The sequence below is a fragment of the Variovorax sp. GW823-FHT04F07 genome (assembly GCF_058795995.1).
On record NZ_JBXAIG010000005.1, the window covers coordinates 207,719 to 231,384 of the forward strand.

The 23,666-nt window shown below is 67.0% G+C and carries 26 protein-coding genes; 16 read left to right on the forward strand and 10 right to left on the reverse strand.

From position 1 onward, the window contains the following. Window positions 1-3 precede the first annotated feature (3 nt). The 7 genes from AC1RAA_RS22820 to AC1RAA_RS22850 form a co-directional block, all read right to left on the reverse strand. Window positions 4-429 (reverse strand): PaaI family thioesterase, encoded by a 426-nt coding sequence (locus AC1RAA_RS22820; RefSeq protein WP_070060148.1) that lies wholly within the window; start codon window positions 427-429, stop codon window positions 4-6. 101 nt (window positions 430-530) lie between these two features. Continuing rightward, window positions 531-1,352 (reverse strand): 2,5-didehydrogluconate reductase DkgB, encoded by an 822-nt coding sequence (gene dkgB, locus AC1RAA_RS22825; RefSeq protein WP_492731791.1) that lies wholly within the window; start codon window positions 1,350-1,352, stop codon window positions 531-533. Between the two features lie 63 nt (window positions 1,353-1,415). Continuing rightward, window positions 1,416-2,618: an MFS transporter gene (locus AC1RAA_RS22830; protein ID WP_070060146.1), complete on the reverse strand. Its 1,203-nt coding sequence runs from the start codon at window positions 2,616-2,618 to the stop codon at window positions 1,416-1,418. Window positions 2,619-2,733: 115 nt separating this feature from the next. Further along, complete coding sequence (locus AC1RAA_RS22835; RefSeq protein WP_492740637.1) at window positions 2,734-3,570, reverse strand: reverse transcriptase family protein; 837 nt, start codon at window positions 3,568-3,570, stop codon at window positions 2,734-2,736. Between the two features lie 25 nt (window positions 3,571-3,595). Then, window positions 3,596-3,904: a helix-turn-helix transcriptional regulator gene (locus tag AC1RAA_RS22840; protein ID WP_492731795.1), complete on the reverse strand. Its 309-nt coding sequence runs from the start codon at window positions 3,902-3,904 to the stop codon at window positions 3,596-3,598. Between the two features lie 32 nt (window positions 3,905-3,936). After that, window positions 3,937-4,080, reverse strand: coding sequence for a hypothetical protein (locus tag AC1RAA_RS22845; protein WP_492731797.1), 144 nt, complete (start codon window positions 4,078-4,080; stop codon window positions 3,937-3,939). A gap of 427 nt (window positions 4,081-4,507) precedes the next feature. Then, on the reverse strand, window positions 4,508-5,056 hold the full coding sequence (locus AC1RAA_RS22850; protein ID WP_492731798.1) for a hypothetical protein: 549 nt from the start codon (window positions 5,054-5,056) through the stop codon (window positions 4,508-4,510). 196 nt (window positions 5,057-5,252) lie between these two features. Between AC1RAA_RS22850 and AC1RAA_RS22855 the strand changes: the two genes are divergently transcribed. After that, complete coding sequence (locus AC1RAA_RS22855) at window positions 5,253-5,561, forward strand: hypothetical protein (RefSeq protein ID WP_492731800.1); 309 nt, start codon at window positions 5,253-5,255, stop codon at window positions 5,559-5,561. 49 nt (window positions 5,562-5,610) lie between these two features. Here the strand turns inward: AC1RAA_RS22855 and AC1RAA_RS22860 are convergent, their stop codons facing one another. After that, on the reverse strand, window positions 5,611-6,456 hold the full coding sequence (locus AC1RAA_RS22860) for an alpha/beta hydrolase (RefSeq protein WP_235944225.1): 846 nt from the start codon (window positions 6,454-6,456) through the stop codon (window positions 5,611-5,613). A gap of 164 nt (window positions 6,457-6,620) precedes the next feature. On the opposite strand from AC1RAA_RS22860, the gene AC1RAA_RS22865 reads away from it, so the two are divergent. Continuing rightward, window positions 6,621-7,250: a 2-hydroxychromene-2-carboxylate isomerase gene (locus AC1RAA_RS22865; protein ID WP_070060143.1), complete on the forward strand. Its 630-nt coding sequence runs from the start codon at window positions 6,621-6,623 to the stop codon at window positions 7,248-7,250. 25 nt (window positions 7,251-7,275) lie between these two features. Here the strand turns inward: AC1RAA_RS22865 and AC1RAA_RS22870 are convergent, their stop codons facing one another. Then, window positions 7,276-8,187 carry a LysR family transcriptional regulator gene (locus tag AC1RAA_RS22870; RefSeq protein WP_056575757.1) on the reverse strand — a complete coding sequence of 304 codons (912 nt, stop codon included), beginning with the start codon at window positions 8,185-8,187 and terminating at the stop codon, window positions 7,276-7,278. A gap of 180 nt (window positions 8,188-8,367) precedes the next feature. On the opposite strand from AC1RAA_RS22870, the gene AC1RAA_RS22875 reads away from it, so the two are divergent. From AC1RAA_RS22875 to AC1RAA_RS22935, 13 genes are all read left to right on the forward strand, one after another. Further along, window positions 8,368-9,021 (forward strand): hydrolase, encoded by a 654-nt coding sequence (locus tag AC1RAA_RS22875; protein ID WP_062474264.1) that lies wholly within the window; start codon window positions 8,368-8,370, stop codon window positions 9,019-9,021. Between the two features lie 29 nt (window positions 9,022-9,050). Beyond that, entirely contained in the window at window positions 9,051-9,344 is a 294-nt protein-coding gene (locus AC1RAA_RS22880; protein ID WP_492731801.1) for a DUF1427 family protein, read from the forward strand. Between the two features lie 80 nt (window positions 9,345-9,424). After that, on the forward strand, window positions 9,425-11,326 hold the full coding sequence (locus AC1RAA_RS22885) for an amidohydrolase (protein ID WP_492731886.1): 1,902 nt from the start codon (window positions 9,425-9,427) through the stop codon (window positions 11,324-11,326). An 8-nt stretch (window positions 11,327-11,334) separates the two neighbouring features. Further along, complete coding sequence (locus tag AC1RAA_RS22890; protein ID WP_492731803.1) at window positions 11,335-11,733, forward strand: DoxX family protein; 399 nt, start codon at window positions 11,335-11,337, stop codon at window positions 11,731-11,733. Further along, window positions 11,726-13,309 carry an MFS transporter gene (locus AC1RAA_RS22895; RefSeq protein ID WP_070060141.1) on the forward strand — a complete coding sequence of 528 codons (1,584 nt, stop codon included), beginning with the start codon at window positions 11,726-11,728 and terminating at the stop codon, window positions 13,307-13,309. Before AC1RAA_RS22890 ends, AC1RAA_RS22895 begins: the two co-directional genes overlap by 8 nt. A 57-nt stretch (window positions 13,310-13,366) precedes the next feature. Further along, window positions 13,367-14,188: an alpha/beta fold hydrolase gene (locus AC1RAA_RS22900; protein ID WP_492731805.1), complete on the forward strand. Its 822-nt coding sequence runs from the start codon at window positions 13,367-13,369 to the stop codon at window positions 14,186-14,188. 76 nt (window positions 14,189-14,264) lie between these two features. Beyond that, window positions 14,265-15,149, forward strand: a complete 885-nt coding sequence (dapF, locus tag AC1RAA_RS22905; protein WP_070060139.1) for a diaminopimelate epimerase — start codon at window positions 14,265-14,267, stop codon at window positions 15,147-15,149. After that, window positions 15,146-15,841, forward strand: coding sequence for a DUF484 family protein (locus AC1RAA_RS22910; protein WP_095948166.1), 696 nt, complete (start codon window positions 15,146-15,148; stop codon window positions 15,839-15,841). The genes dapF and AC1RAA_RS22910 overlap by 4 nt, the downstream gene beginning before the upstream one ends. Continuing rightward, entirely contained in the window at window positions 15,838-16,482 is a 645-nt protein-coding gene (locus AC1RAA_RS22915; protein ID WP_369644761.1) for a YdcF family protein, read from the forward strand. Before AC1RAA_RS22910 ends, AC1RAA_RS22915 begins: the two co-directional genes overlap by 4 nt. 38 nt (window positions 16,483-16,520) lie before the next feature. Beyond that, complete coding sequence (locus AC1RAA_RS22920) at window positions 16,521-17,441, forward strand: tyrosine recombinase XerC (RefSeq protein WP_492731808.1); 921 nt, start codon at window positions 16,521-16,523, stop codon at window positions 17,439-17,441. Between the two features lie 61 nt (window positions 17,442-17,502). After that, complete coding sequence (locus tag AC1RAA_RS22925) at window positions 17,503-18,717, forward strand: class I SAM-dependent rRNA methyltransferase (RefSeq protein WP_492731810.1); 1,215 nt, start codon at window positions 17,503-17,505, stop codon at window positions 18,715-18,717. A 25-nt stretch (window positions 18,718-18,742) separates the two neighbouring features. After that, window positions 18,743-19,534: a hypothetical protein gene (locus tag AC1RAA_RS22930; RefSeq protein WP_492731812.1), complete on the forward strand. Its 792-nt coding sequence runs from the start codon at window positions 18,743-18,745 to the stop codon at window positions 19,532-19,534. Between the two features lie 78 nt (window positions 19,535-19,612). Further along, the gene (locus AC1RAA_RS22935) at window positions 19,613-20,665 is read left to right on the forward strand and encodes a CobW family GTP-binding protein (RefSeq protein WP_062474247.1); all 1,053 of its coding nucleotides are present in this window, start codon (window positions 19,613-19,615) and stop codon (window positions 20,663-20,665) included. Window positions 20,666-20,742: 77 nt separating this feature from the next. On the opposite strand, the gene AC1RAA_RS22940 is transcribed toward AC1RAA_RS22935, so the two are convergent. Then, a complete protein-coding gene (locus tag AC1RAA_RS22940) occupies window positions 20,743-22,281 on the reverse strand; it encodes a YdgA family protein (protein WP_492731814.1) in 1,539 nt (512 codons plus the stop codon). A gap of 442 nt (window positions 22,282-22,723) precedes the next feature. Between AC1RAA_RS22940 and dksA the strand changes: the two genes are divergently transcribed. Continuing rightward, window positions 22,724-23,614, forward strand: a complete 891-nt coding sequence (gene dksA, locus AC1RAA_RS22945; RefSeq protein ID WP_409574652.1) for an RNA polymerase-binding protein DksA — start codon at window positions 22,724-22,726, stop codon at window positions 23,612-23,614. Window positions 23,615-23,666 lie beyond the last annotated feature (52 nt).

Sequence of the window (23,666 nt, forward strand, 5' to 3'; positions counted from 1 at the left end):
CGTTCACTGCGGCACGTTCACGATGGTCGCCTGCATCATCGCCACCACCTTGTAGTCGGTATCGCCCGCCTTCGCGAAGGCACGCACTTCGCCCGTGCACACCGCGAGCAGCTTGCCCGAGCTTTGCACGCGGCCCACCGCCAGGAAGCGCTCGCCCAGCGCGGGCCGCATGAAGTTGATCTTGAACTCCGCCGTCACCACGTCGCAGCCCTGCGGCGCCTTCGTGAGCCCCGCGTAGCCGCAGGCGCTGTCGACGATGCTCGTCACCGCGCCCGCATGCACATAGCCGCGCTGCTGCGACAGCGCTTTTGAAAACGGCATCTCGATGTGCACCTCGCCGTCACCCACATGCACCAGCCGCGCGCCGAGCGTGGCCATCAGGCCCTGTGCATTGAAGCTGTCGGAGATGCGGGTGTGGAGGTCGGTCATGGCTGGCAAGCGAAAAGAAGCAGAAGAAAAAGGGCGCCCTTGGGGGCGCCCCGAGGGGTCACTGCATTCTGCCGCGCGGCGCTACGCCCCGCGCCAGCGCCTCAATCCCACGCCGGCGACAGCCCTTGCGGATCGGTCAGCCGCTCGCCCCGGTCGAGCGCCGCGATCTGCGCCATCTCGGCCTCGGTCAGCGTGAGTTGCTGCGCCTTCAGGTTGCTTTCGAGGTTCGCGCGCTTGGTCGACGACGGAATCACCGCGTAGCCCAGCTGCATCGCCCAGGCCAGCACCACCTGCGCGGGCGTGGCGCCGTGCGCCGTGGCAATCGCGCCGATCACCGGGTCGTTCAGCACCTTGCCGTAGGCCAGCGTCATGTACGACGTGATGCGGATGCCCTGGCTCTGCGCGAAGGCCGCCACCTTGCGGTTCTGCAGGTAGGGGTGCAGCTCGATCTGGTTCGTGGCGATGGCCGGCGCGCCCACGGCGGCAATGGCCTCCTGCATCAGCGCGATGTTGAAGTTCGACACGCCGATCTGCTTCGTGAGCCCCAGCGCCTTGGCCTCGGCCAGCGCGCCCATGAACTCCGCCACCGGCACCGCGTTGGCGGGCGAGGGCCAGTGGATCAGCGTCAAGTCGACATGGTCTGTGCGCAGCTTGGCGAGGCTGTCTTTCAGGCTGGGCACCAGCTTGCTCTTCGCGTAGTGGTCGGTCCAGATCTTGGTGGTGATGAAGAGCTCGTTGCGGGCCACGCCGCTTTCGGCAATCGCCTGGCCCACTTCGGCTTCGTTGCCGTAGATCTGCGCCGTGTCGATCGTGCGGTAGCCCAGGTCGAGGCCGTTCTTCACCGAGTCGATCACCACCTGGCCCTGCAGGCGGAAGGTGCCGAGGCCGAAAGCGGGAATGGGGGTGTGGTTGTTCGTGGTCATGGCGTGTGTGTTCCTTGTGTTCAAAGAAAGAAAGAAAAGAAGAGAAGAAGAGAAGAGGAAAGCTCAGTGCCCGACCGGCACCGGCCCCGAGGCGCGCACCGGAATGCCGGCACGGCGGTCGAGCGAGCCGCTCCACTGCGTGAGGGCCAGCGACACCAGCACGACGAGTGCGCCGATCCAGGGCGTGTGCATCAGCCCGAGGTGCGTCACGATCAGGCCGCCGGCCCAGGCCGCGCCTGCAATGCCCAGGTTGAAGGCCGCGATGTTCAGGCCCGAGGCCACGTCCACCGCTTGCGGCGTGAAGCGTTCGGCCTGCTTCACCACGTACACCTGCAGCCCCGGCACGTTGCCGAACGCCACCGCGCCCCACATCAGCACCGCCACCAGCGCCAGCCACTTGTGCGGCGCCGCGAAGTTGAAGACCAGCAGCACGGCCGCCAGCAGCGCAAAGATGATCTTCAGCGCCGGAATCGGGCCCATGCGGTCGGCCAGCTTGCCGCCCCAGATGTTGCCCACCGCCACCGAGATGCCGTACACCAGCATCACCCAGCCCACCGCGCCGGCGCTGAAGCCCGACACATCCGTGAGGATCGGCGCCAGGAACGTGAACGGAATGAACGAGCCGCCGTAGCCGATGGCCGTCTTGGCATACACCAGCAGCAGGCGCGGCTCGGCCAGCACCTTGGCTTGTTGCGCCAGCGAGGCCGGCGGCGTGTGGCGGATGTTGCCCGGCACGAAGATCCAGCTGCCGATGAAGGCGACCACGCCCAGCGCCGACACCGCCAGGAAGGTCTCGCGCCAGCCGAAGTGCTGCCCGATGAACGTGCCCAGCGGCACGCCCGTGACCAGCGCCACCGTGAGGCCCGTGAACATGATCGCGATGGCGCTCGCCGCCTTTTCCTTCGGCACCAGGCCGGTGGCAATCGTCGAGCCGATCGAGAAGAACACCCCGTGCGCCAGCCCCGTGAGCACGCGGGCGGCAATCAGCGATTCATAACTGGGCGCCTGCCACGCCAGCAGGTTGCCGACCGTGAAGAGGGCCATCAGCCCGAGCAGCAGCGCCTTGCGCGGCAACTTGCCCGTGAGGGCCGTGAGCACCGGCGCGCCAATGGCAACGCCCAGCGCATAGAGGCTGACCAGCAGGCCCGCCGAGGGAAGGCCGATGCCGAGGTCGGCAGCGACGGTGGGAATGAGGCCAACGATGACGAACTCGGTCGTTCCGATGGCGAAGGCGCTGAGGGTCAGCGCGAGTAAGGCGATTGGCATGAGAGCACTCCTTCTGGGATGAGGAGGAGTGTCTTGCGGTTACCTTTGCGGATAAATGGGGGGTTTGGCAGAAGATAGTTGCGATGAAGTCAATAGTTGACCCATGCTGTCTTCTTCATTGCCTTGACGCGTGCTCGCGTTCCAATATTTGCTTGGCTTGCTGCTCGCGCCCGGTGAGCGCTCTCTGATTCTTCGATCGATCGATCGGAGATGATGCAGAGAGTTCTCGCCGCGTTTGCCATAGCTTTAAGTGCTGCTTATTTGGCAGTACCAATCGCTCACCCACAATGACCGCACCTGTTACCTCTTTAGGTTGAGACGGTGCATAGGTGCGGGATTTTTCATCACGCGTTCGAAGCCCGAAATACCGGATTGCAGCGCGGACTTCTGCAAGCGTCGTCTTCGTCGCGCCAACGCCCGACACTGTTAGATCATCTACAAAGAGAGTCATCTTGCACTCGTGTGCGTCACAGATTGCCGCGATACGGTCGAACAGTGGCTGCACTGCGAAGAAGGCTACGTAGCCGCTCAAGGCGCTGCCAGTAGGCAGGTGCTTCTGTTGAAAGCAGCATAAGTCGGCTAAGCGTGCCGCGATATCCTCCGCGCATTCGAAACGCTCACGAAAAAGCCTAAACACCATCGCCCAACTAGTGCTTGGATAGAACTTGTTAACGTCTGTCTTTACCAGGGCGATCGTTCCCCGGTGCTGATCGGCGTTGTCGACATAGGAGCGCTTGCTCTTTGAGTAGACATAGTCCGGCGTTTCGATGCGAGAGAGTAGTTTTGCGATGCGCGAATGAACCTTCTCCAGTTCGTACAGCGGCTGCTGAACTTCGCGTCCTTTTGCCGTTGTCCATTTCCGGTAGTACCGCGGATGCAGCAGGCGGGTACCTTCGCTCCATGACACGCCAAGAGTGCGCTCAAGCTCACCCTTTCCAAGCAAACGAAACATCGGGGACGATTGAATTTCGTAAGGGCTACGTGTCTTTTTTGACTGCATCTTTGACCTCCAACCACTCTAAAAGGCGAAGAATCTTGTCCGCAGCTGCTACACGCAAACTCGCACCGGGCTTCTTGCCTGCTTGCATGGTTTCGGAAAACAGCATGATTGAGGACACCGGCATCTTGAAAATTTCGCTGTAGCCCTTGAGGAGTTCCATTGATGGCTGCTTATCGCCTCTCTCAATTTCGCTCAGATACGTATTCGATATGCCTAGGCGGGCCGCAAGGTCCACTTGGGTGAATTGGTGGTAGGTCCGCAAAAGGCGCAAGGCTCTGTTCAACATAGTGCACCTCGAAAATGAGGGGTGTTGACACGCTAGAACAGGACGATGAACTTCAGTACCCAGTAGATGAACTTCAAAACAGCAAATGCCATCTTGATCGTCCCTGGGCGCATCAGCCACACTCGCACCTTGCGCATCAACCCCCGCCGTTCAGAAGGCTCTCGATCGTCATTCATTGACGTTCTCCTCAGCTGCACCAATCAGTCAACGCGAAATGCGTAAACCGTGGCTGTCGTCCGCAACTGACAGAGCAAACGGCGGTTAACCCCTTCTCCTTCTCGACGGCATTCCCGGAGTCGTCCGGGAATGCCCGCGCGCTGCTGTGATCCGTCCGCCGCTACCGGGGCGTCCGGGGCACTGCTGCCCACAATGGTCGAAGTCTTGCAACTTCACAGGATGCTCAGCATCCCTACGTTTCGACAGTTCTCTCTGCTTGCCTTCTGGAGGCGAGCATAGCGGAGAGATTCCGCTATTTGCGGAATTTTTGTGTGACTAAATGTTGACTGTGAGATGCCGGAGCGATCCTCCGTTTGCCTGGCAAGGAGGACGAGGAAAAAGGGGGCGGATAAGCGATTCTTGCTGGGGAAAGACAGCGCCAGCAGCCTAAAAACTGTGAGTCAAATGCTCGATCATTTGACCCTCTGCGTAGTACTCAAGCACGTACGAGCGACGCTTTCGGTTGACTTCAAGATATGCCCCGAGGGTATAGCCGCAAACATGCTCTGGCGGTACCAAACCATTTGGAACCCAGATCCCATCGGGGCTTGTTCGCGTTAGCGCTCGAAGTCTTTCGCGATCCTTGGTCTTCTCGCGTGCTGGACGATCGTGCTTCTTCAACTCGACTGCAATCAGGTTGTCTTGCGCGACGTTCGCGCCCCGGCTGTGAAGTATCAGATCGCAGTTGATCCGAATGACTTCATGAGCGCCGTTGATGATCGTTTTGACTTTTCCGTTCTGCTTGCGGTTGTATTCGACATCCACAACATATCCGGTCATGCCATGAGTTGCTGCCAATTGCTCCATATAAATGGCCCAGCGACCACAGTTGCACCTCTCATTTACTCCCTCGATGAGTTCTTGTCGTTCGCGCTCGACGAATGTTGCGAGCGATTGTTCGAAAAACCCGCGAACAAAATTCAATGTGTATGGCATGCGAATGGTGTCGCTTGTGGCAACAGGATGGCTTGCGGTTGCAGGAAGGTGGTGCGCTATTGGTTCATGCTGGAGTGACCATTGCGGCATATCCGAGACTCATCATCGCATTGGATATATTGCGTCCTTGTCGTACTGGGTAGTGCGACCGGGTTTGGAAGCCTGATGAACCTCTGCGCAACTTGGAGTCCATCTCATGGCTGAATCCGCTCGCGCCTGCGCGCAATCTCGCATTTCCTCCGCCTCCCTCGACGACCTCGCCCTGCAAGCCTGCGACGACGCCGACAACCTCAACGCAGTAATGCGTGCCTACACAGCGCTAGAAAAGCTCGTAGACACCAGCGCCCTGAACGACAGCGAAGAGCTCACCCCCACCCGAACCGAACTGAGCGCCTTGCTGCGCCTGCTCAACGAAGCGTTGATGACCCGCATCGCCACCGTCAATGCAACAGCCGGCGCCGTACGCGATGCGCTGCAAGCGCACCCCTCGCTCAAGCCGGCCTAGCCCCCGGCGGCCGGCGTGAAGCCTTTGCCTCACGACCGGCCCGCCCCCCTCAAGCCGCCTTCGTCTCCGGCAACACCGCCGTCAACGCAAAGTCCACCAGCATCAACCACGTCTCTTCGAGCCCGGTGATGTTGTGGTGGTCCGAGTTCGACACGGTCTGCACGCTCACGGGCGTGGGCCAGGCAGCGATGAGTTTTTCGGAGCGTTCGTGGGGCACCACGTCGTCCTTCGCGGCGAGCAGCACCTGGGTCTTGGCGGCGACTTCCTTGCTGTGCTCGATGGAGTTGAAGCGGTGCCGCAGCAACAGCGACAGCGGCACGAGCGGAAAGCGCTTCTTGGCGACTTCGAGCAGCGAGTCGTAGGGCGTGATGAGCTGCAGGCTCGCAAACTCCTGCCGCGCCACGAGCTGGATGGCCACGCCGGTGCCCAGGCTGCGGCCCACCACGTGCAGGCGCGCCTGCGGAAAGGCGCGGCGCAGGTGGCTGGCGAACTGGGCGGCGTCGGCCACGGAGGCGATTTCAGACGGCGCGCCCTGCGAGTCGGCCACGCCCCGGTAGTTGAGCGCCGCAAAGCCGAAGCCCTCGGGCAGCCAGTGCAGCATCTGCGCGGTGGCGCGCACGTCTTCGCCGCGGCCGGCGAAGTAGATGAACAGGTCCTGCAGCGCGTCTTCGCCCTGCGGGTGATACACGTAGCCGCGCACCATGCCGCCGGGCACGGGGTGCGAGTAGGTCGAGAAGTCGTCCGATAGATGCACCACGGGCAGCTTGCGGGCGTTGAAAAGAATGTGGCCCTGGCGCGTGGCGAGCAGGGTCCAGTAGGCGGCCAGGCTGCCAATGGCGGCGGCCGAGGCCGACAGGGCAATGCGGGCAATCTTGGCTTGGGTGTTCTTCTGCAAATCAGGGCTCCCGAGAAAGTGGCGGCGTGGCATCGCAAGGGCAGGGCCCGGCCGATGCACAACGCGCAAGGGGCGTAGTTTCACCGCGTTCGCGAGGCGGTGCGTTGCGAGGTGTATGGCCGCAGCGCGCGGCGCGCCGGCCGGGGGCTGAAGATAATTCCCGCATGATCGCCATCGACTGCTACTACAGCCTTTCCTCGCCCTGGGCCTACCTCGGCGGCCCGCAACTGCAAGACATCGTGCGCCGCCACCATGTGCAGCTCACGCTCAAGCCCTACGACTTCCAGGCGGTGGTGCCGCAGACCGGCGGCATTCCGCTGAAGACGCGCCCGGAGCCGCGCCGCACGTACCACGCGCTGGAGCTGTCGCGCTGGCGCGATTACCTCGGCATGCCGATGAACCTGGAGCCCGCGCACTACCCGAAGGGCGCGCCGACCGACCCGAACTGGAACAAGTACCCCGGCTGGATGGTGATCGCCGCCCAGCTGCAGGGCCTCGATGCGCAGCCGCTGTCGCACGCGCTGCTGCGCGCGCTGTGGGCCGAGGAGCGCGACACGGCGCAGGCCGCGGTGCGCATCGCGATCGCCGACGAGAACGGCTACGACGGCGCGGCGCTGCAGGCGCTGGAGCAGTCGGCCGAGGTGCTGGCGGTGTACCGCGCCAACAGCGCCGACGCGGTGGAAGCGGGCGTGTTCGGCGCGCCCACGTTCATCCTGAACGGCGAGCGCTTCTGGGGACAGGACCGGCTGGCGTTTCTCGACCGGGCGCTCGACAAGCTGCGCGCCGGCGGCTGAGCGGCAACCTCTCTTTTTTCTTCTCTCAGAGGAACGAGCGCGGCAGCAGCGCGGGCACGAGCGTGCGGTGCAGCCGCTCGCGCCACCAGCGCAGCGCCTGGCCCTGCGCGCCGGTTTTCCACGCGAGCCAGAAGGCCTCGGGTGCGCGCGGTTCCTCGGTCGGCAGTTCGACCAGCGTGCCGCGCGCCAGCTCGTCGGTGATGCAGGCGCGCGGCAGGAAGCCGTGGCCCAGCCCGGCGACCTGGCAGGCGACCTTGGCGGCCATCGACGGCACGGTGATGCGCGGCTGGCCGGCCATGAGGCCCACGGTGCGGTCCGACAGGGTGCGCGCGGTGTCGCCGACCACGATGGCGTTGCAGTCGATGAGGTCGCCGCGCTGCACGGGGCGCTTCAGCCGCGTGAGCGGGTGGGTGGGCGCGACGCAGAAGGCGAACGCCAGGCTGCCCACGGCCACGGCCTGGTGGCCGCCGCCGGCCGGGCCTTCGCCCGCGGCCACGACGATGTCGGCGCGGCCCTCGCGCAGCGCCTCCCAGCTGCCGGTGAGCGCCTCGCAGCCGATGCGCAGCCGCGTGCCGCAGCGCAGGTCTTCGAAGGCGCGGATGTCGTCCATGAAGGCCTGCGTGGGAATGAGCGAGTCGTGCACCAGCCGCAGCTCTGATTCATAGCCGGTGGCAATCTGCCGCATGCGCGATTCGAGGTCGCTCGCGGCGCCGAGCAGCCAGCGGCCTTCCTTGAGCATTTCTTCGCCGGCGGCGGTGAGGGTCACGCGCGGGCCGTTGCGCTCGAACAGCAGCATGCCGAGCTGTTCTTCGAGCTTGCCCACGGCGTAGGAGATGGTGGAGGGCACCTTGTTCAGCCGCGCGGCGGCGGCGGCAAAGGAGCCGTGGCGCGCGATGGCGTCGACGACCTCGATGGCTTCCAGGGTGAGCTTGAGCACGGGGCGTTCCTCGCAGCAAAAAGGAATGATCGAAAACTTCGATCATTGATGGTGAAAAGTTTCGTCGATGGGGCCCTGCGTGCACCGGATGATTCAGCCCACGCCAAGGAGATTCCCTCCGAAAGCGATTGTGAACCGAATCGAATATCCACGCACCCAACTTTGCCGAAGGAGCCTTTCATGACCGTCCAAGCCACCCCCACCGCCGGCGCCAAGCTGCTCACCCCCACCGACCACACGCTGGTGATGATCGACTTCCAGTCGCAGATGGCCTTTGCCACGCACTCGATCGACGCCGTGAACCTGCGCAACAACGCCGCGCTGGTGGCGCAGGCGGCGGCGGGCTTCAAGGTGTCGACCATCCTCACGACGGTGGCCGAGAAGAGTTTTTCGGGCCCGATGTTCAGCGAGATCACCGACGCCTTCCCCGGCCAGAAGATGCTCGACCGCACCTCGATGAACACCTGGGAAGACGCCGCCGTGATCGAGCGCGTGAACGCCATCGGCAAGCCGCGCATCGTGCTGGCCGGCCTGTGGACCAGCGTGTGCATCGTGGGCCCCGCGCTGTCGGCGCTGGACCAGGGCTTCGAGGTGTACGTGATTGCCGACGCCTGCGGCGACGTGTCCACCGAGGCGCACAACCGCGCGATGGAGCGCATGGTGCAGGCCGGCGCGCAGCCGATGACCTCGCTGCAGTACCTGCTGGAGCTGCAGCGCGACTGGGCGCGTGGCGACACCTACGAGTTGACGACCGGTATTGCGAAGAAGGTGGGCGGCGCCTACGGTCTGGGCGTGACGTACGCCAAGACGATGTTCGGCGCCCACGAGGGTTGAGCGCAGAGCACCCGCAAGGCCGACCGACCATGAAGACCTATGTCGTTTCCCTCGCGCTCGGCCTGCTGGTCGGCGTGATCTACGCGCTCTTCCAGGTGCGCTCGCCGGCGCCGCCGGTGATCGCCCTGGTGGGCCTGCTGGGCATCCTGCTCGGCGAGCAGATCCCGCCGCTGGTGCGGCAGGTGTTCGACCGGCCGGCCGCCACCTCGTGGCTGCATGACCAGGTCAAGCCGCACGTGTTCGGCAAGCTGCCGACCTGCGCGCAGCCCGGGGCGGCGAAGACTGCCGCCGGCAGCCGCCCGTCCGAGCGGAGCGACGCATGAACGCCCCCGACCCGCAACGCCGCCACTTCCTGGGCGCCCTCGGCGCCTTCGCAGCCACCTCCCTCGCACCCGCATCCACCATGGCCACCACCCAGACCCCCGACCTCATCCTGCGCAACGGCCGCTTCACCACGCTGGACCGTGCCAACCCCACGGCCGACGCGGTGGCCATCAAGGACGGCCGCTTCACCCGCGTGGGCCGCGCCGAAGACGTGCTGCCGCTGGCCGGCAGCCACACCCGCGTGATCGACCTGCAAGGCCAGCGCGTGCTGCCGGGCCTGATCGACAACCACCTGCACATCATTCGCGGCGGGCTGAACTACAACATGGAGCTGCGCTGGGACGGCGTGAAGAGCCTGGCCGATGCCATGGGCATGCTCAAGCGCCAGGTGGCGATCACGCCCGCGCCGCAGTGGGTGCGCGTGGTGGGCGGCTTCACCGAGCACCAGTTCGTCGAGAAGCGCCTGCCGACCCTGGCCGAGCTGAACGCGGTGGCGCCCGACACGCCGGTGTTCATCCTGCACCTGTACGACCGCGCGCTGCTCAACGGCGCCGCGCTGCGCGCCGTGGGCTACACCAAGGACACGCCCGCGCCGCCCGGCGGCGAGATCGTGCGCGACAGCGCCGGCAACCCCACGGGCCTGCTGCTGGCCAAGCCGAACGCGGCCATCCTGTACGCCACGCTGGCCAAGGGGCCGAAGCTGCCCTTCGACTACCAGCTCAATTCCACGCGCCATTTCATGCGCGAGCTCAACCGCCTGGGCGTGACGGGCGCCATCGACGCGGGCGGCGGCAACCAGAACTACCCCGACGACTACGAGGTGATCCAGAAGCTGCACGACGACGGGCAGCTCACGATCCGCCTGGCCTACAACCTCTTCACGCAGAAGCCCAAGGCCGAGAAGGACGACTTCCTGAACTGGACCGCGAACTCCAGGTACAAGCAGGGCGACGACTACTTCCGCCACAACGGCGCGGGCGAGATGCTGGTGTTCTCGGCGGCCGACTTCGAAGACTTCCGCCAGCCGCGCCCCGACATGGCGCCCGAGATGGAAGGCGACCTCGAAGGCGTGGTGCGCATCCTGGCGCAGAACCGCTGGCCGTGGCGCATGCACGCGACCTACGACGAAACCATCAGCCGCTCGCTCGACGTGTTCGAGAAGGTCAACAAGGACACGCCGCTGGCTGGCCTGAACTGGTTCTTCGACCATGCCGAGACGATTTCCGAAAAGTCGATGGACCGCATCGCCGCGCTGGGCGGCGGCGTGGCGGTGCAGCACCGCATGGCCTACCAGGGCGAGTACTTCGTGGAGCGCTACGGCCCCGGCGCGGCCGAGGCCACGCCGCCGGTCAAGAAGATGCTCGAGCGCGGCCTGAAGGTGTCGGCCGGCACCGACGCGACGCGCGTGGCCTCGTACAACCCGTGGGTGTCGCTGTCGTGGCTGGTCACGGGCAAGACGGTGGGCGGCATGCAGCTGTACCCGCAGCGCAACTGCCTGGACCGCGAAGCCGCGCTGCGCATGTGGACCGAGAACGTCACCTGGTTCTCGAACGAGGAGGGCAAGAAGGGCCGCATCCAGGAAGGCCAGCTGGCCGACCTGGTGGTGCCCGACCGCGATTTCTTCGCCTGCGCCGAATCGGAGATTGCCGACACCACGGCGCTGCTCACGATGGTGGGCGGCAAGGTGGTCTACGGCGCCGGCCCGTTCGCCGCGCACGACGAAGGCGGCCTGCCGCCCGCCATGCCCGACTGGTCGCCCGCGCGCACCTTCGGCGGCTATGCGGGCTGGGCCGACACGGCGCGGTCCGCGGAAGGCGCGCCGCTGCAGAAGGTGATGCGCAACGCCGCGATGTCGTGCGCCTGCGCCAACGACTGCAACGTGCACGGCCACAGCCACGCGACGGCCTGGAGCAGCAAGCTGCCCATCGCCGACCTGAAGAGCTTCTGGGGCGCGCTGGGTTGCGCCTGCTGGGCGGTGTGATGAAGGCCATGCACTGGACCCTGTCGCCCGCCGTGCGCTGGATCGCCTTGCTGCTGCTGTGCGCGGCCTACCTGCAGGGCGGCCTGAACAAGGCACTGGACTTCAACGCCGCCATCGCCGAGATGAACCACTTCGGCCTGTCGCCGGCCGGCCCGCTGGCCGTGGCGGTGATCGTGCTGGAGCTGGGCGCCGCGGCGCTCATCCTCGCCGGCTTCTGGCGCTGGCTCGGCGCGCTCGCGCTGGGCGGCTTCACGCTCATGGCGACTTTCGTCGCGCTGCGTTTCTGGGAGATGCCGCTGGGGCAGGAACGCTTCATGGCGGCCAACTCCTTCTTCGAACACCTGGGCCTGGTCGGCGGCTTCGTGCTGGTCGCCTGGCTCGACCTCCAGGAGCGCCACGATGACTGAGCCCCAAGCCAAAGCCGCCGGCGCGTTCGCGCCGCTGCGCCAGCCGGTCTTTGCCGTGCTGTGGGCCGCCACGGTGCTGGGCAACATCGGCAGCTTCATGCGCGACGTGGCCAGCTCGTGGCTGGTGACCGACCTGTCGGCCAGCCCGACGGCGGTGGCGCTGATCCAGACGGCGGCGACGCTGCCGATCTTTTTGCTGGCGATTCCGGCGGGGGTGCTGTCGGACATCCTCGACCGCCGGCGCTTCCTGATCTTCGTGCAGGTGCTGCTGGCCGCGGTGAGCGGCACGCTGCTGGTGCTGTCGCACACGGGCACGCTCACGGTCGAGTACCTGATCGCGCTGACCTTCGTGGGCGGCATCGGCGCGGCGCTCATGGGGCCGACCTGGCAGTCGATCGTGCCGGAGCTGGTGCCGCGCAGCGAGCTCAAGGGCGCGGTGGCGCTGAACTCGCTGGGCATCAACATCGCGCGCTCCATCGGGCCGGCGGCGGGCGGGCTGATCCTGGCGAGCTTCGGCGCGGCCGCCACCTACGGGCTGGACGTGCTGAGCTACGTGTTCGTGATCGCGGCGCTGTTGTGGTGGAAGCGCCCGGCGGCGGTCGACAGCGGGCTGTCCGAGAACTTCTTCGGCGCCTTCCGCGCGGGCCTGCGCTACACGCGGGCCAGCAAGGAGCTGCACGTGGTGCTGCTGCGCGCGGCGGTGTTCTTTTTGTTCGCCAGCTCGGTGTGGGCGCTGCTGCCGCTGGTGGCGCGCCAGATGCTCGGCGGCACGGCGAGCTTCTACGGCATCCTGCTCGGCGCCGTGGGCGCGGGCGCCATCGGCGGCGCGCTGGTGATGCCGCGGCTGCGTGCCCGGCTCGATGCCGACGGCATGCTGCTGCTGGCCTCGCTGCTCACCGCCGCGGTGATGGGCGCCCTGGTGTTCGCGCCGCCGCAGTGGCTGGCGGTGCCGATGCTGGGCGTGCTCGGGCTGGGCTGGATCATTGCGCTGACCACGCTCAACGGCGTGGCGCAGTCGATCCTGCCGAACTGGGTGCGCGGGCGCGGGCTGGCCGTGTACCTCACGGTGTTCAACGGCGCCATGGCCGCCGGCAGCCTGGGCTGGGGCCTGGTGGCGCAGCAGATCGGCGTGCCGGCCACGCTGGTGGCGGGCGCCGTGGGGCTGGTGGTGATGGGGCTGGTGTTCCATCGCGTGCGGCTGCCCGCCGGCGAAGCCGACCTGCAGGCCTCGAACCACTGGCCCGAACCGCTCCTGGCCGAGCCGGTGGCGCACGACCGCGGGCCCGTGATGATTCAGGTCGAGTACCGCATCCGCAAGGAAGACCGGCCGGCGTTCCTCGATGCGATGAAGCGGCTGTCGCTGGAGCGCCGCCGCGACGGCGCCTACGCCTGGGGCGTGCACGAGCACACGGCCGACGCCGAGCGCGTGATGGAGTGGTTCCTCGTGGAGTCGTGGGCCGAGCACCTGCGCCAGCACCACCGCGTGTCGCACGCCGACGCCGACCTGCAGGCCGAGGCGCTGCGCTTTCACATCGGCCCGGGCAAGCCCGAGGTGCATCACTTCCTGGCGCTCTGAGCGGCGCGGATTCTTTCTCTTTCCCTTTCACCCTTTCGTCCATCTCAAGGAAAAACCATGACCACACTGACCCTTCGCGACGGCACCGAGCTCTATTACAAGGACTGGGGCAGCGGCCAGCCCATCGTCTTCAGCCACGGTTGGCCGCTGAGCGCCGACATGTGGGACGCCCAGATGCTGTTCTTCGCCGAGCGCGGCTACCGCGTCATCGCGTTCGACCGCCGCGGTTTCGGCCGTTCCAGCCAGCCCTGGACCGGCTACGACTACGACACCTTCGCCGACGACATCGCCGAGCTGATCGAAACGCTCGACCTGAAAAACGTGATCCTGGCGGGCTTCTCGATGGGCGGCGGCGACGTCACGCGCTACCTCGCGCGCAAGGGCAGCGCCCGCGTGGCGAAGCTGGCGCTCATCAGCGCGGTGACGCCGCTGTTCATGAAGACGCCCGACCATCCCGTGGGCCCCGAGGCGTCGCTGTTCGCGGGCATCCGCGCCGGGCTGGCCGCCGACCGGGCGCAGTTCATCGACGACTTCAGCACGCTGTTCTACGGCACCAACCGCCCGGGCGCGAAGGTGTCGCAGGGCGTGTTCAAGCAGACGCTGCAGATCGCGCTGCAGGCCTCGATCAAGGCCACCATCGACTGCGTGACGGCGTTCTCCGAGACCGACTTCCGCCCCGACATGGCGAAGATCGACGTGCCCACGCTCGTGATCCACGGCGACGACGACCAGGTCGTGCCCTTCGAGGCCACGGGCAAGCTGGCGGCCGAAATGATCAAGGGCAGCCAGCTCAAGCTGTACGCCGGCGCGCCGCACGCCACCTGCACCACGCACGCGGCGCAGGTGAACGCCGACCTGCTGGCGTTCATCCAGGGCTGAGGCCGGGTGTGTCGAAAGGGCCGCGCCCTGCGGCCCTTCCGGCGCGAAGGGCGCCGCCGGTGGCGATAATCCGGCGATGCGAATCCGCTTTACCAAGATGCAGGGAGCCGGCAACGATTTCGTCGTGCTCGACGAAACGCGCGGCACGCTGGGCCTCAGCGCCGCGCAGTACCGCTTCCTGGCCGACCGCCATTTCGGCGTCGGCGCCGACCAGATCCTCACGGTGCGCCCGTCGCCCGCCGAGGGCATCGACTTCCAGTACGTGATCCACAACGCCGACGGCGGCGAGGTGGAGCAGTGCGGCAACGGGGCGCGCTGCTTCATGCGCTTCGTGAGCGAGCACGGCCTGACCGAGAAGAAAGACGTGCGCGTGCAGACGCTGGCCGGCGTGATCGAACCGCGCATGGGCGACGACGGCCGCGTGACGGTCGACATGGGCGCCCCGGTCTTCGAGCCGGCGCGCGTGCCCTTCGACACGGCCGGGCTCGACCCGCAGCACGAAGGCGCGTGGCAGAAATGGCACCTCGCACTGGGCACCCGGGCCGGCAGCGCTATCGTTTCGGTAGCGGTGCTGTCCATGGGCAACCCGCACGCGGTGCAGGTGGTCGACAACGTCGACACCGCGCCCGTGGCCGAGCAGGGCCCGCAGATCGAGCACCACCCGCGTTTTCCGCAGCGCGTGAACGCGGGCTTCATGCAGGTGGTCGACCGTACCCACATCAAGCTGCGGGTGTTCGAGCGCGGCGCCGGCGAAACGCTGGCCTGCGGCACGGGCGCCTGCGCGGCCGTGGTGGCGGGCATTCGCCTGGGGCTGCTGGATTCCCGTGTCGACGTGCAGACGCACGGCGGCATTCTCACGATCGAGTGGCAGGGCGACGGCCGGCCGGTGCTCATGACAGGACCGGCCACGACGGTGTTCGAGGGCGAGATCGACGTGCCCGACATTTCGGAACAGCCATGACCCCATTCACCCACGACAACAACGCCATGAACCCGATCACCGAAGACGACATCGCGAACTACCTGTCGAACACCCCCGACTTCTTCGAGCGCCACGCCCAGCTGCTGGCGCAGGTGCAGCTCACCAGCCCGCACGGCAACCGCGCCGTGAGCCTGCAGGAGCGCCAGGCCGAGATGCTGCGCGAGAAGATCAAGGCGCTGGAGCACCGCCTGATGGACATGGTGCGCCACGGCACCGAAAACGTGGTTATCGCCGACCGCCTGCAGCGCTGGACCAAGGGCCTGCTGACCACGCGCGACCCGCGCAGCCTGCCGTACCGCATCGCGGTCGACCTGCAGTCGCTGTTCCTGGTGCCGCAAACGGCCATCAAGGTGTGGGACTGCGGCACCGAGTACCTGAACGAAGCCTATGCCCAGTGGGTGAGCGACGACGTGAAGGCGCTGGCCACCTCGCTCACGTCGCCCTACTGCGGGCTCAACGCGGGCTTCGAGGCGGCCAACTGGCTGCCCGAGCCGCAGGGCGCCGCGTCGATCGCGCTGATTCCGCTGCGCCCCGACGCCGAGTCGCCGGCCTTCGGCCTGCTGGTGCTGGCCTCGCCGGACGCGCAGCGCTTCAACGCCGAAATGGGCACGGACTTTCTCGAGCGCATCGCCGAGCTGTCGTCGGGCGCGCTGTCGCGGCTGCGCCCTTGAGCCGTTCCGCGCGAAGCGGGTGGCGCCGCCGGCCTTGGCTGACCGGCCTGTGCGTGGTCTTGCTGGCCGGTGTGCTCACCTACGCCGCCATCGCGGGCGTGATCTGGCAGCGTGCCGAGGCCGCACTGGCCGGCCCGCTGCCGCGCGCGGCCGACGTGGCGCTGGTGCTGGGCAACCGCGCCTACCTCGACGGCAAGCCCAATCCCTGCCTCACGGGCCGGGTCGACCAGGGCATCGTGCTGGCGCGCGCCGGTCGCGCGCAGACGCTGGTGTTCTCGGGCGGCGTCGACGTGGAAGACGGCCGCATCGAAGCCGAGGTGATGCGCGACCACGCCACGGCCGAGGGCTACACGGGGCCGATGGTGCTGGAGTCGGTGTCGTCGTCCACGCGCGCCAACCTGTCGCTGTCGCGCACGCTGCTGGAAGCCAAGGGCGTGCGCAGCGTGATCATCGTGTCGGAGCCGTACCACCTGTGGCGCATCGAGCGGCTGGTGCGTGCCAGCGGCTTCGACCAGGCCTTCGACGTGCAGTACGCCGCCGCGCCCACCTCGTGCTGGCGCCGCTGGGGCATGCTGTTCAAGGGCGCATTGCGTGAGCCCGCCGCCATCGTGAACAATGCATCGCTGGGCTATCTGTTCTAGCTAACGGGCTCGGGCGCCGCACGGAGCACGACGACACCATGGAATGGATCGACAAATACCTCGAACACGTGCGCGTGGAGCGTCGGCTCGCGCCGCGCACGGTCGAGCTGTATGCCTTCCACCTGCGCGCGCTGACCGACCATGCCGCCGAGGCCAACCTGCCGCTGGACCGCGTGCAGACCGCCCACATCCGCCGCTGGATGGCGCAGTTGCACAGCGCCGGGCGCGAGCCGCGCGGCATTGCGCTGGTGCTGTCGTGCTGGCGCAGCTTCTACCGCTGGCTCGGTCATGAAGGGCTGATCGGCTTCAACCCGGTGCAGGACGTGCACGCGCCCAAGGCGGGCCGGCCGCTGCCGAAGGCGCTGGGCGTGGACGACGCGGTGCGCCTGGCCGAGCTGCACGACCCCGAGGCCGACCCCTGGACCGAAGCGCGCGACGGCGCCATCGTCGAAATGCTGTATGGCTGCGGCCTGCGCGTGAGCGAGCTCACGGGGCTCGACGCACAGGCCAGCGCCACGGCGCTCGGCTGGGTCGACCTCGACGCCATGGAAGCCCACGTGCTCGGCAAGGGCAGCAAGCGGCGCAGCGTGCCCGTGGGCAGCAAGGCGGCCGAGGCGCTGCGCGACTGGCTCGCGGTGCGCGGCGAGCGCCAGGAGCCGGCGCTGTTCGTCAGCGCGCGCGGTGCGCGCATGTCGTCGCAGGCGGTGTGGAAGCTGCTGCGCGAGCGCAGCCTGAAGGCCGGCCTGGCCGCGCCGGTGCATCCGCACATGCTGCGCCACTCGTTCGCGAGCCACGTGCTGCAGTCGAGCAGCGACCTGCGCGCGGTGCAGGAGCTGCTGGGCCATGCCAACATCGCGACCACGCAGGTCTACACGCGGCTGGACTTCCAGCACCTGGCCAAGGTCTACGACGCGGCGCATCCGCGCGCCAAGGCCCGGCCGGACAAGGACGGCAAGTAGCCACGGCCCGTCGCCTGCATCGTTTTCTTTCGTCTTTCATTTCTTCTTTCATTCATCTCCCATGAAAACCCTCCGCCTCAAGCCGGGCAAGGAGCGCTCGCTCCAACGCCGCCATCCCTGGGTCTTCGAATCCGCCATTGCGCGCGGCGGCGCGGACTCGGGGGAAACGGTGCGCGTGGAGTCGCACGACGGCCACTTCCTCGCGTGGGCGGCCTTCGGCCCCACCTCCAAGATCCGGGCACGGGCCTGGAGCTTTGACGAGAAGCAGCGCATCGACGCTGCTTTTTTTTCCACGGTCTGCACGCGCGCAGTGCATGCGCGGGGCCTGTTCGACCTGCAGAGCGACGGCGTGCGGCTGGTGCACGGCGAGGCCGACGGCCTGCCGGGGCTGATCGTCGACCGCTACGGCGACACGCTGGTGGCGCAGTTTCTGTCGGCCGGCGTGGAGCGCTGGAAAGACGTGCTGGCCGATGCGCTGCTCAAGGCCACGGGGCTCACCAAGCTGTATGAGCGCTCCGACGCCAGCGGCCGCGAGCGCGAGGGCCTGAAGCCGGTCACGGGCTGGCTGCGCGGCGAAGGCCCCACCCAGATCACGATCCGCGAGCACGGCTGGCAGCTGTCGCTGGACATCGCCACCGGCCACAAGACCGGCTTCTACCTTGACCAGCGCGACAGCCGCCAGCGCTTTGCCGAGCTGGCGCAGCACCGGCGCTTCCGGCGCGTGCTCAACTGCTTCTGCTACACGGGTGGCTTCACCGTGGCGGCGCTCGCGGGCCTGAAGGCGGCCGGGGCGCTCGAGGGCGCCTCGCTGGTGTCGGTCGATTCGTCGCAACCCGCGCTCGAGCGGGCGCGCGCGCACCTGGCGCTCAACGGCTTCGAAGGGCAGGGCATTGCCACGGAGTTTCTCGACGCCAACGTGAACACGGTGCTGCGCGAGTTCATCGACCAGGGCCGCACCTTCGACGCCATCGTGCTCGACCCGCCGAAGTTCGCGCCCACGGTGGCGCACGCCGAGCGCGCGGCGCGTGCCTATAAAGACATCAACCGCCTGGCGCTCAAGCTGCTGGAGCCGGGCGGCGTGCTGCTCACGTTTTCCTGCTCGGGCGGCATCAGCGCCGACCTGTTCCACAAGATCGTGGCCTCGGCGGGGCTGGACGCCGGCGTGGACGGCTACATTACCGAACGCCTGGGCGCCGCGCCGGACCACCCGATGACCATCGAATTTCCCGAGGGCGAATACCTGAAGGGGCTTGTGGTGGTGAGGAAGTCTGCTTGAGCGTGGCGATGGGCCGGGCCGAGGGATGAGCCGCGGCAAGTACAGGCGTCGTGGCGAGGGCGCGCCTGCGCAGCGCAAGGCGAGGGGGAGTGCGCGCAACACGCCCGCCGCCGGCAACGCCGAACTCGACGGAAAAAATCTGGCTGCGGCACTCGCGAAGCGGTGGGGCGTTTCGGTGCCGGTGGCGCATCTTCTGTTGGTCGTCATGGTCCTCTGCGTGTTGGTGGTCGGCGCGATGCTGGTTCCGGGCTGGCCGTCAATCGCGCTGTTCACCTGGGGTGAATGGGGTCCGAAAAACTACATCGAGCCGGATCTCAGCACTGCCCAGAAGGCGGTGGAGGCGTGGCCGCTGCTGAACATCGTGGTCCTCGCGTGCTTGTTCCGCCTGATCCAGGACGTCAGATGGCGGGGCGCGCTCATCGCGGCCGTCGCCGTCACCGTTTGCAGTTGGGGCTCGTACCAGCTGGGTGCCTGGGCATCGGAAGGATCCCTGAGCGACGTCGTCAATCGATGGCGTCCGTCGTCACCCGCCGTTCATGCGACCCGGGTGGTGGACCGTAGCGAGCGGCGGCAGAACACGTATTCCCGGAACGGGAAGCACGTCACCGGGAGTTACCCCGTTTACACCGTGGCGTTGGCCTCGTGGCGCAAGCCCGGCGAAACCATCGCTCTGACCGTGGAGGGGGTGCGCCACACACACGCCATGGGCGTGATCCATCGGGGCGACCCGGTGCTGGTGGACGAGCATGCGGGCCTGCTGGGCCGAGCATGGATCGCCAATGTGCGCCCCTGCGAACCCGCCACATGTCCCCCGTAGGGCCTCCCCCCGCCGCCTCTGCGGCGCCCGGCTCCGCCCGCTAAACTTCCCGCCTTCGCTCTTCCGGACACCCCCGCCATGGCCCTCATTCCCGCGACCATCCTGACCGGCTTTCTCGGCTCGGGCAAAACCACGCTGCTCAAGCGCATCCTGACCGAGGCCCATGGCCAGAAGATCGCGGTCATCGAGAACGAGTTCGGCGAAGAGAACATCGACAGCGACATCCTCGTGACCGAGTCGAAGGAGCAGATCGTGCAGATGAGCAACGGCTGCGTGTGCTGCACCATTCGCGAAGACCTGCGCGAGGCGCTGCAGCTGCTGGCCGCCAAGAAGCGCCAGGGCCTGCTCGACTTCGACCGCGTGGTGATCGAGACCACCGGCCTGGCCGACCCCGGCCCGGTGGCGCAGACCTTCTTCATGGACGACGAGATCGCCGAGAGCTACCTGCTCGACTCGATCCTCACGCTGGTCGATGCCAAGCATGCGCCGCAACAGCTCAACGACCGCCAGGAAGCGCGCCGCCAGGTGGGCTTTGCCGACCAGATATTCATCAGCAAGAGCGAGCTGGTGTCGGCCGAAGAGACCGACGCGCTGATCCATCGCCTGAAGCACATGAACCCGCGCGCGCCGCAGCAGAAGGCGCACTTCGGCGATGTGCCGCTGAAGGACATCTTCGACCTGCGCGGCTTCAACCTGAACGCCAAGCTGGACATCGACCCCGACTTCCTGAAGGAAGACGACCACGACCATCACGACCATGACCACGCGCATGGCGAGGCGTGCGACCACCCCTCGCACAAGCACGAGGGCCACGGCCACCATCACCACACGGACGACGACGTCAAGAGCTTCGTCTACAAGGCCGACCGCGCCTTCGACCCGGCCAAGCTCGAAGACTTCCTGGGCGCCATCGTCAACATCTACGGCCCGCGCATGCTGCGCTACAAGGGCGTGCTGAACATGAAGGGCACCGAGCGCAAGGTGATCTTCCAGGGCGTGCACCAGCTCATGGGCAGCGACCTGGGCCCGGAGTGGGGCAAGGACGAGGCGCGCCAGAGCCGCATGGTGTTCATCGGCATCGAGCTGCCGCGCGAGATCCTGGAGCAGGGTCTGGAGCAGTGCCTGGTCTGAGTACGCCCGCTTGAGCTGAAGAAATAAAAACGGCGCTGGCCTTGCGGTCAGCGCCGTTTCTCATTGGGTGGCAGTGCTTACTTGCCGAAGTTCCCCATCGGCTTGCCCAGGAGCTTGAGCTGGCCTTCGCTGAACTCGACCTGGCTGACCAGGTCGTCGCCCGTGCGCTTCACGTAGCCGTTGGCTTCGCCCTGTTCGATCAGGCCCGCGAGCATTTCAGGCGGCGGCGTGCGGCCGCTCTCGGCGCCGGTTTCGGCCAGCTTCTCGATCCACTTCACGGGCACACGCGCGTTGGCCTTGAGCACGCCGCGCTTGAGCACCAGCGCGTTGCCGGGCAGCTGCAGGTCTTCGTCGGTCACGCCGGCGAGGGCCACCGAGTAGCTGAGCTCGGCGCTGTGGCCGCCGATCTCGACGAGCAGGCGGTCCAGGCCGGCTTCGGGGCTGTGCTTGGCCATGGCCTTGAGGTCGGGCGCGAGCTGCTCGATGAGCGCCTGCATCGCGTCCTTCTGGGCCTTGCTGCGCTGGCCGCAGCCGGCACCGGCGGTCGACTGCAGCCAGGCGTCGGCCAGCTTCTTGTAGCCGGCCGCCTGGATGCGGCGCGCGCTGCTGGCGATCTCGAACTTGTCGATCGCGGTCTCGTTGACCTTGCCCTTGCCCTTGAAGGCGCCTTCGGAGGCGTACAGGCCGTCCTTGATGGTGGCTTCGCCGGTCAGGTCGATGCTTTGCAGCAGCACCTTGATCGCCTTGGCGGGGGCGGCCTCGGTGCCCGCGCCCAGGCCCAGTCCCTTGGGCGCGTTCAGCTCGAAGCTGTCGAGGCGGCCTTCGGACTTGCCGGTGGCGAGCATCCAGCCGGCGCTGCCGTCCATGTCGGCCTTGGCGGTGAACTTGCCCATCTTCAGCTGCACGCCCTTGGAGGCGGTGCTGACGTCCAGGCCCGGCATCGTCATGTCGTAGCGCACATGGGTGCGGGCCGCGTTCATGTCCAGGCGGGCCTGTGCGCCTTGCCAGGCGAACTCGCCCTTGCCTTCTTCGGCCAGCTTGGCGGGCGCGACGGTGAAGTCGCTGGTGAAGCCGCCGCCGAAGCCGACCTGGGTGCGCGCGGTCAGCGGCTTGGCCTTGCCGAACAGCTTCTCGGCCTCGGCCTGCGCCTTGGCGTCGAGCACCAGTTCGCTGTCGATGACGGCCGCGGCCAGCGTGGCGCCGGCGATCGGGCCGTGGCGGATGGTGTCGCGGATGGTGATGCGCACGGGCTTGGGCGGGGTGGCTGCGGCGTCGTTGTCGTCTTCGGCGGGTTCTTCTTCGTCGCCTTCGGTCGCGGCCTCGGCGACATCGGTCGTGGCGGCAGCCGGTGCGGCGGCGGGTGCCGACGCGGCAGGGGCGGTGGCGGCTTCGGCTTCGGCCGGGCAACCCAGTTCGAGCGTCACGGTGCTCACGGCGCCGAAGAAGTTGCGCTCGTAGCTGCGCTCGATCACGCGCACCAGCGCGGTCTGCTTGGGCAGTTCGCCCAGGGCGACGTCATAGCTCGATTTGATTTGCGTGCCGGCCCACCAGGTGCTGCCGCCGTAGGCGACGGCGATGGCCGCGGCCAGGACTCCCAATACTGCTTTTTTGCTCAAGATTATTTTCCGATCGGTTGTTTGAAGGGCCGCCGCGGTGTCTCCCCGACCCGCGGCGTGCCTGCGCCACCCCCTGTGATGGCGCCGGGCGATGCTAACGGAGCAGGGCAGTGCGTCACCCGATGGCCTTGCGTTTCGAGTTCTCTATACAATCGCGCGCCTGTTCCGGGAGCCATGCTTCGTCCACAGGGGCGAGATATGACTTACGGCACGGGGCGCCAAGGGTTTTTGGCGGGCTTTCGGGGGTATAACCCCGGGGTTCACCACTTGAGGACGCCCCCGACAACGTGAGCCGACGCGGCCTGACACCCGCAACGGTTCCCTTGGGAGGAGACACCCAGTGAAAGCGCGTTCCAGTTCGTACAAGGAGCCAGTCACCGTGAAGAAACCCGCCGCCAAGGCCACGCCAGCCACCAAGCCCGCCGCAAAGAAGGCGACGGCTGTGAAGGCTGTACCCGCGACGAAGAAGGTTTCTGCCACCGCTGCTGCTGCCTCTGCCGCGAAAGAGAAAAGCGCTGCCAAGAAGCCTGCGGCAACCCCGGCCAAGACCGGGACCGCGGCTGCCAAGAAGTCCGCCAAGCCCGCAACCAAGTCCGCGGGCGCGGCGCCTACGTCATCCCAACCGGTCGGCCGTCCTGCGGCCGCCCTTTCTGCTCCCCCGACCCCCATGAAAAAAACGGCTGCCGCCTCTTCTTCCGCCCCGGCGACACCCTCGATCCCCGCTACGCCCGCTCCCGCTGCGCGTGGTGGCCGCGTGTCCCGGCTGTCGCAACTGACCGTGCCCTCGATGCCGCAATCCGTGGCCTCGACCGCCGCCAAATCCAGCTTCTCGCAGGCGCCTTCCACCGCGCTGGTGCCGCCGCCGCCCCTGGCCGTCAAGAAAGACCCAAAGCTGGCCAACAACTGGAAGACCAAGACGCCCGCAGAGCTGAGCGACGCCGAGGTCATCGCGATGCCCGACGACGAGTACATGAACGACAAGCAGATGGCGTTCTTCCGCCTGAAGCTCGAAGAACTCAAGCGCGGCATCCTCGAGAACGCCGGTGAAACCACCGAGCACCTGCGCGAAGACACCGTGGTCGTGCCCGACCCGGCCGACCGCGCCACCATCGAGGAAGAGCACGCGCTCGAACTGCGCACGCGCGACCGCGAACGCAAGCTGCTCAAGAAGATCGAGCAGTCGATCCAGCGCATCGACGCCGGCGACTACGGCTACTGCGACGAGACCGGCGAGCCCATTGGCGTCGGCCGCCTGCTGGCCCGCCCGACCGCCACGCTCTCGCTCGAAGCGCAGCAGCGCCGCGAGCTGAAGCAGAAAATGTTCGGGGATTGAACGGCTGCACGGTAGAACGGAACCCGCGCTTTCGATAACCTTCTCTGAATGC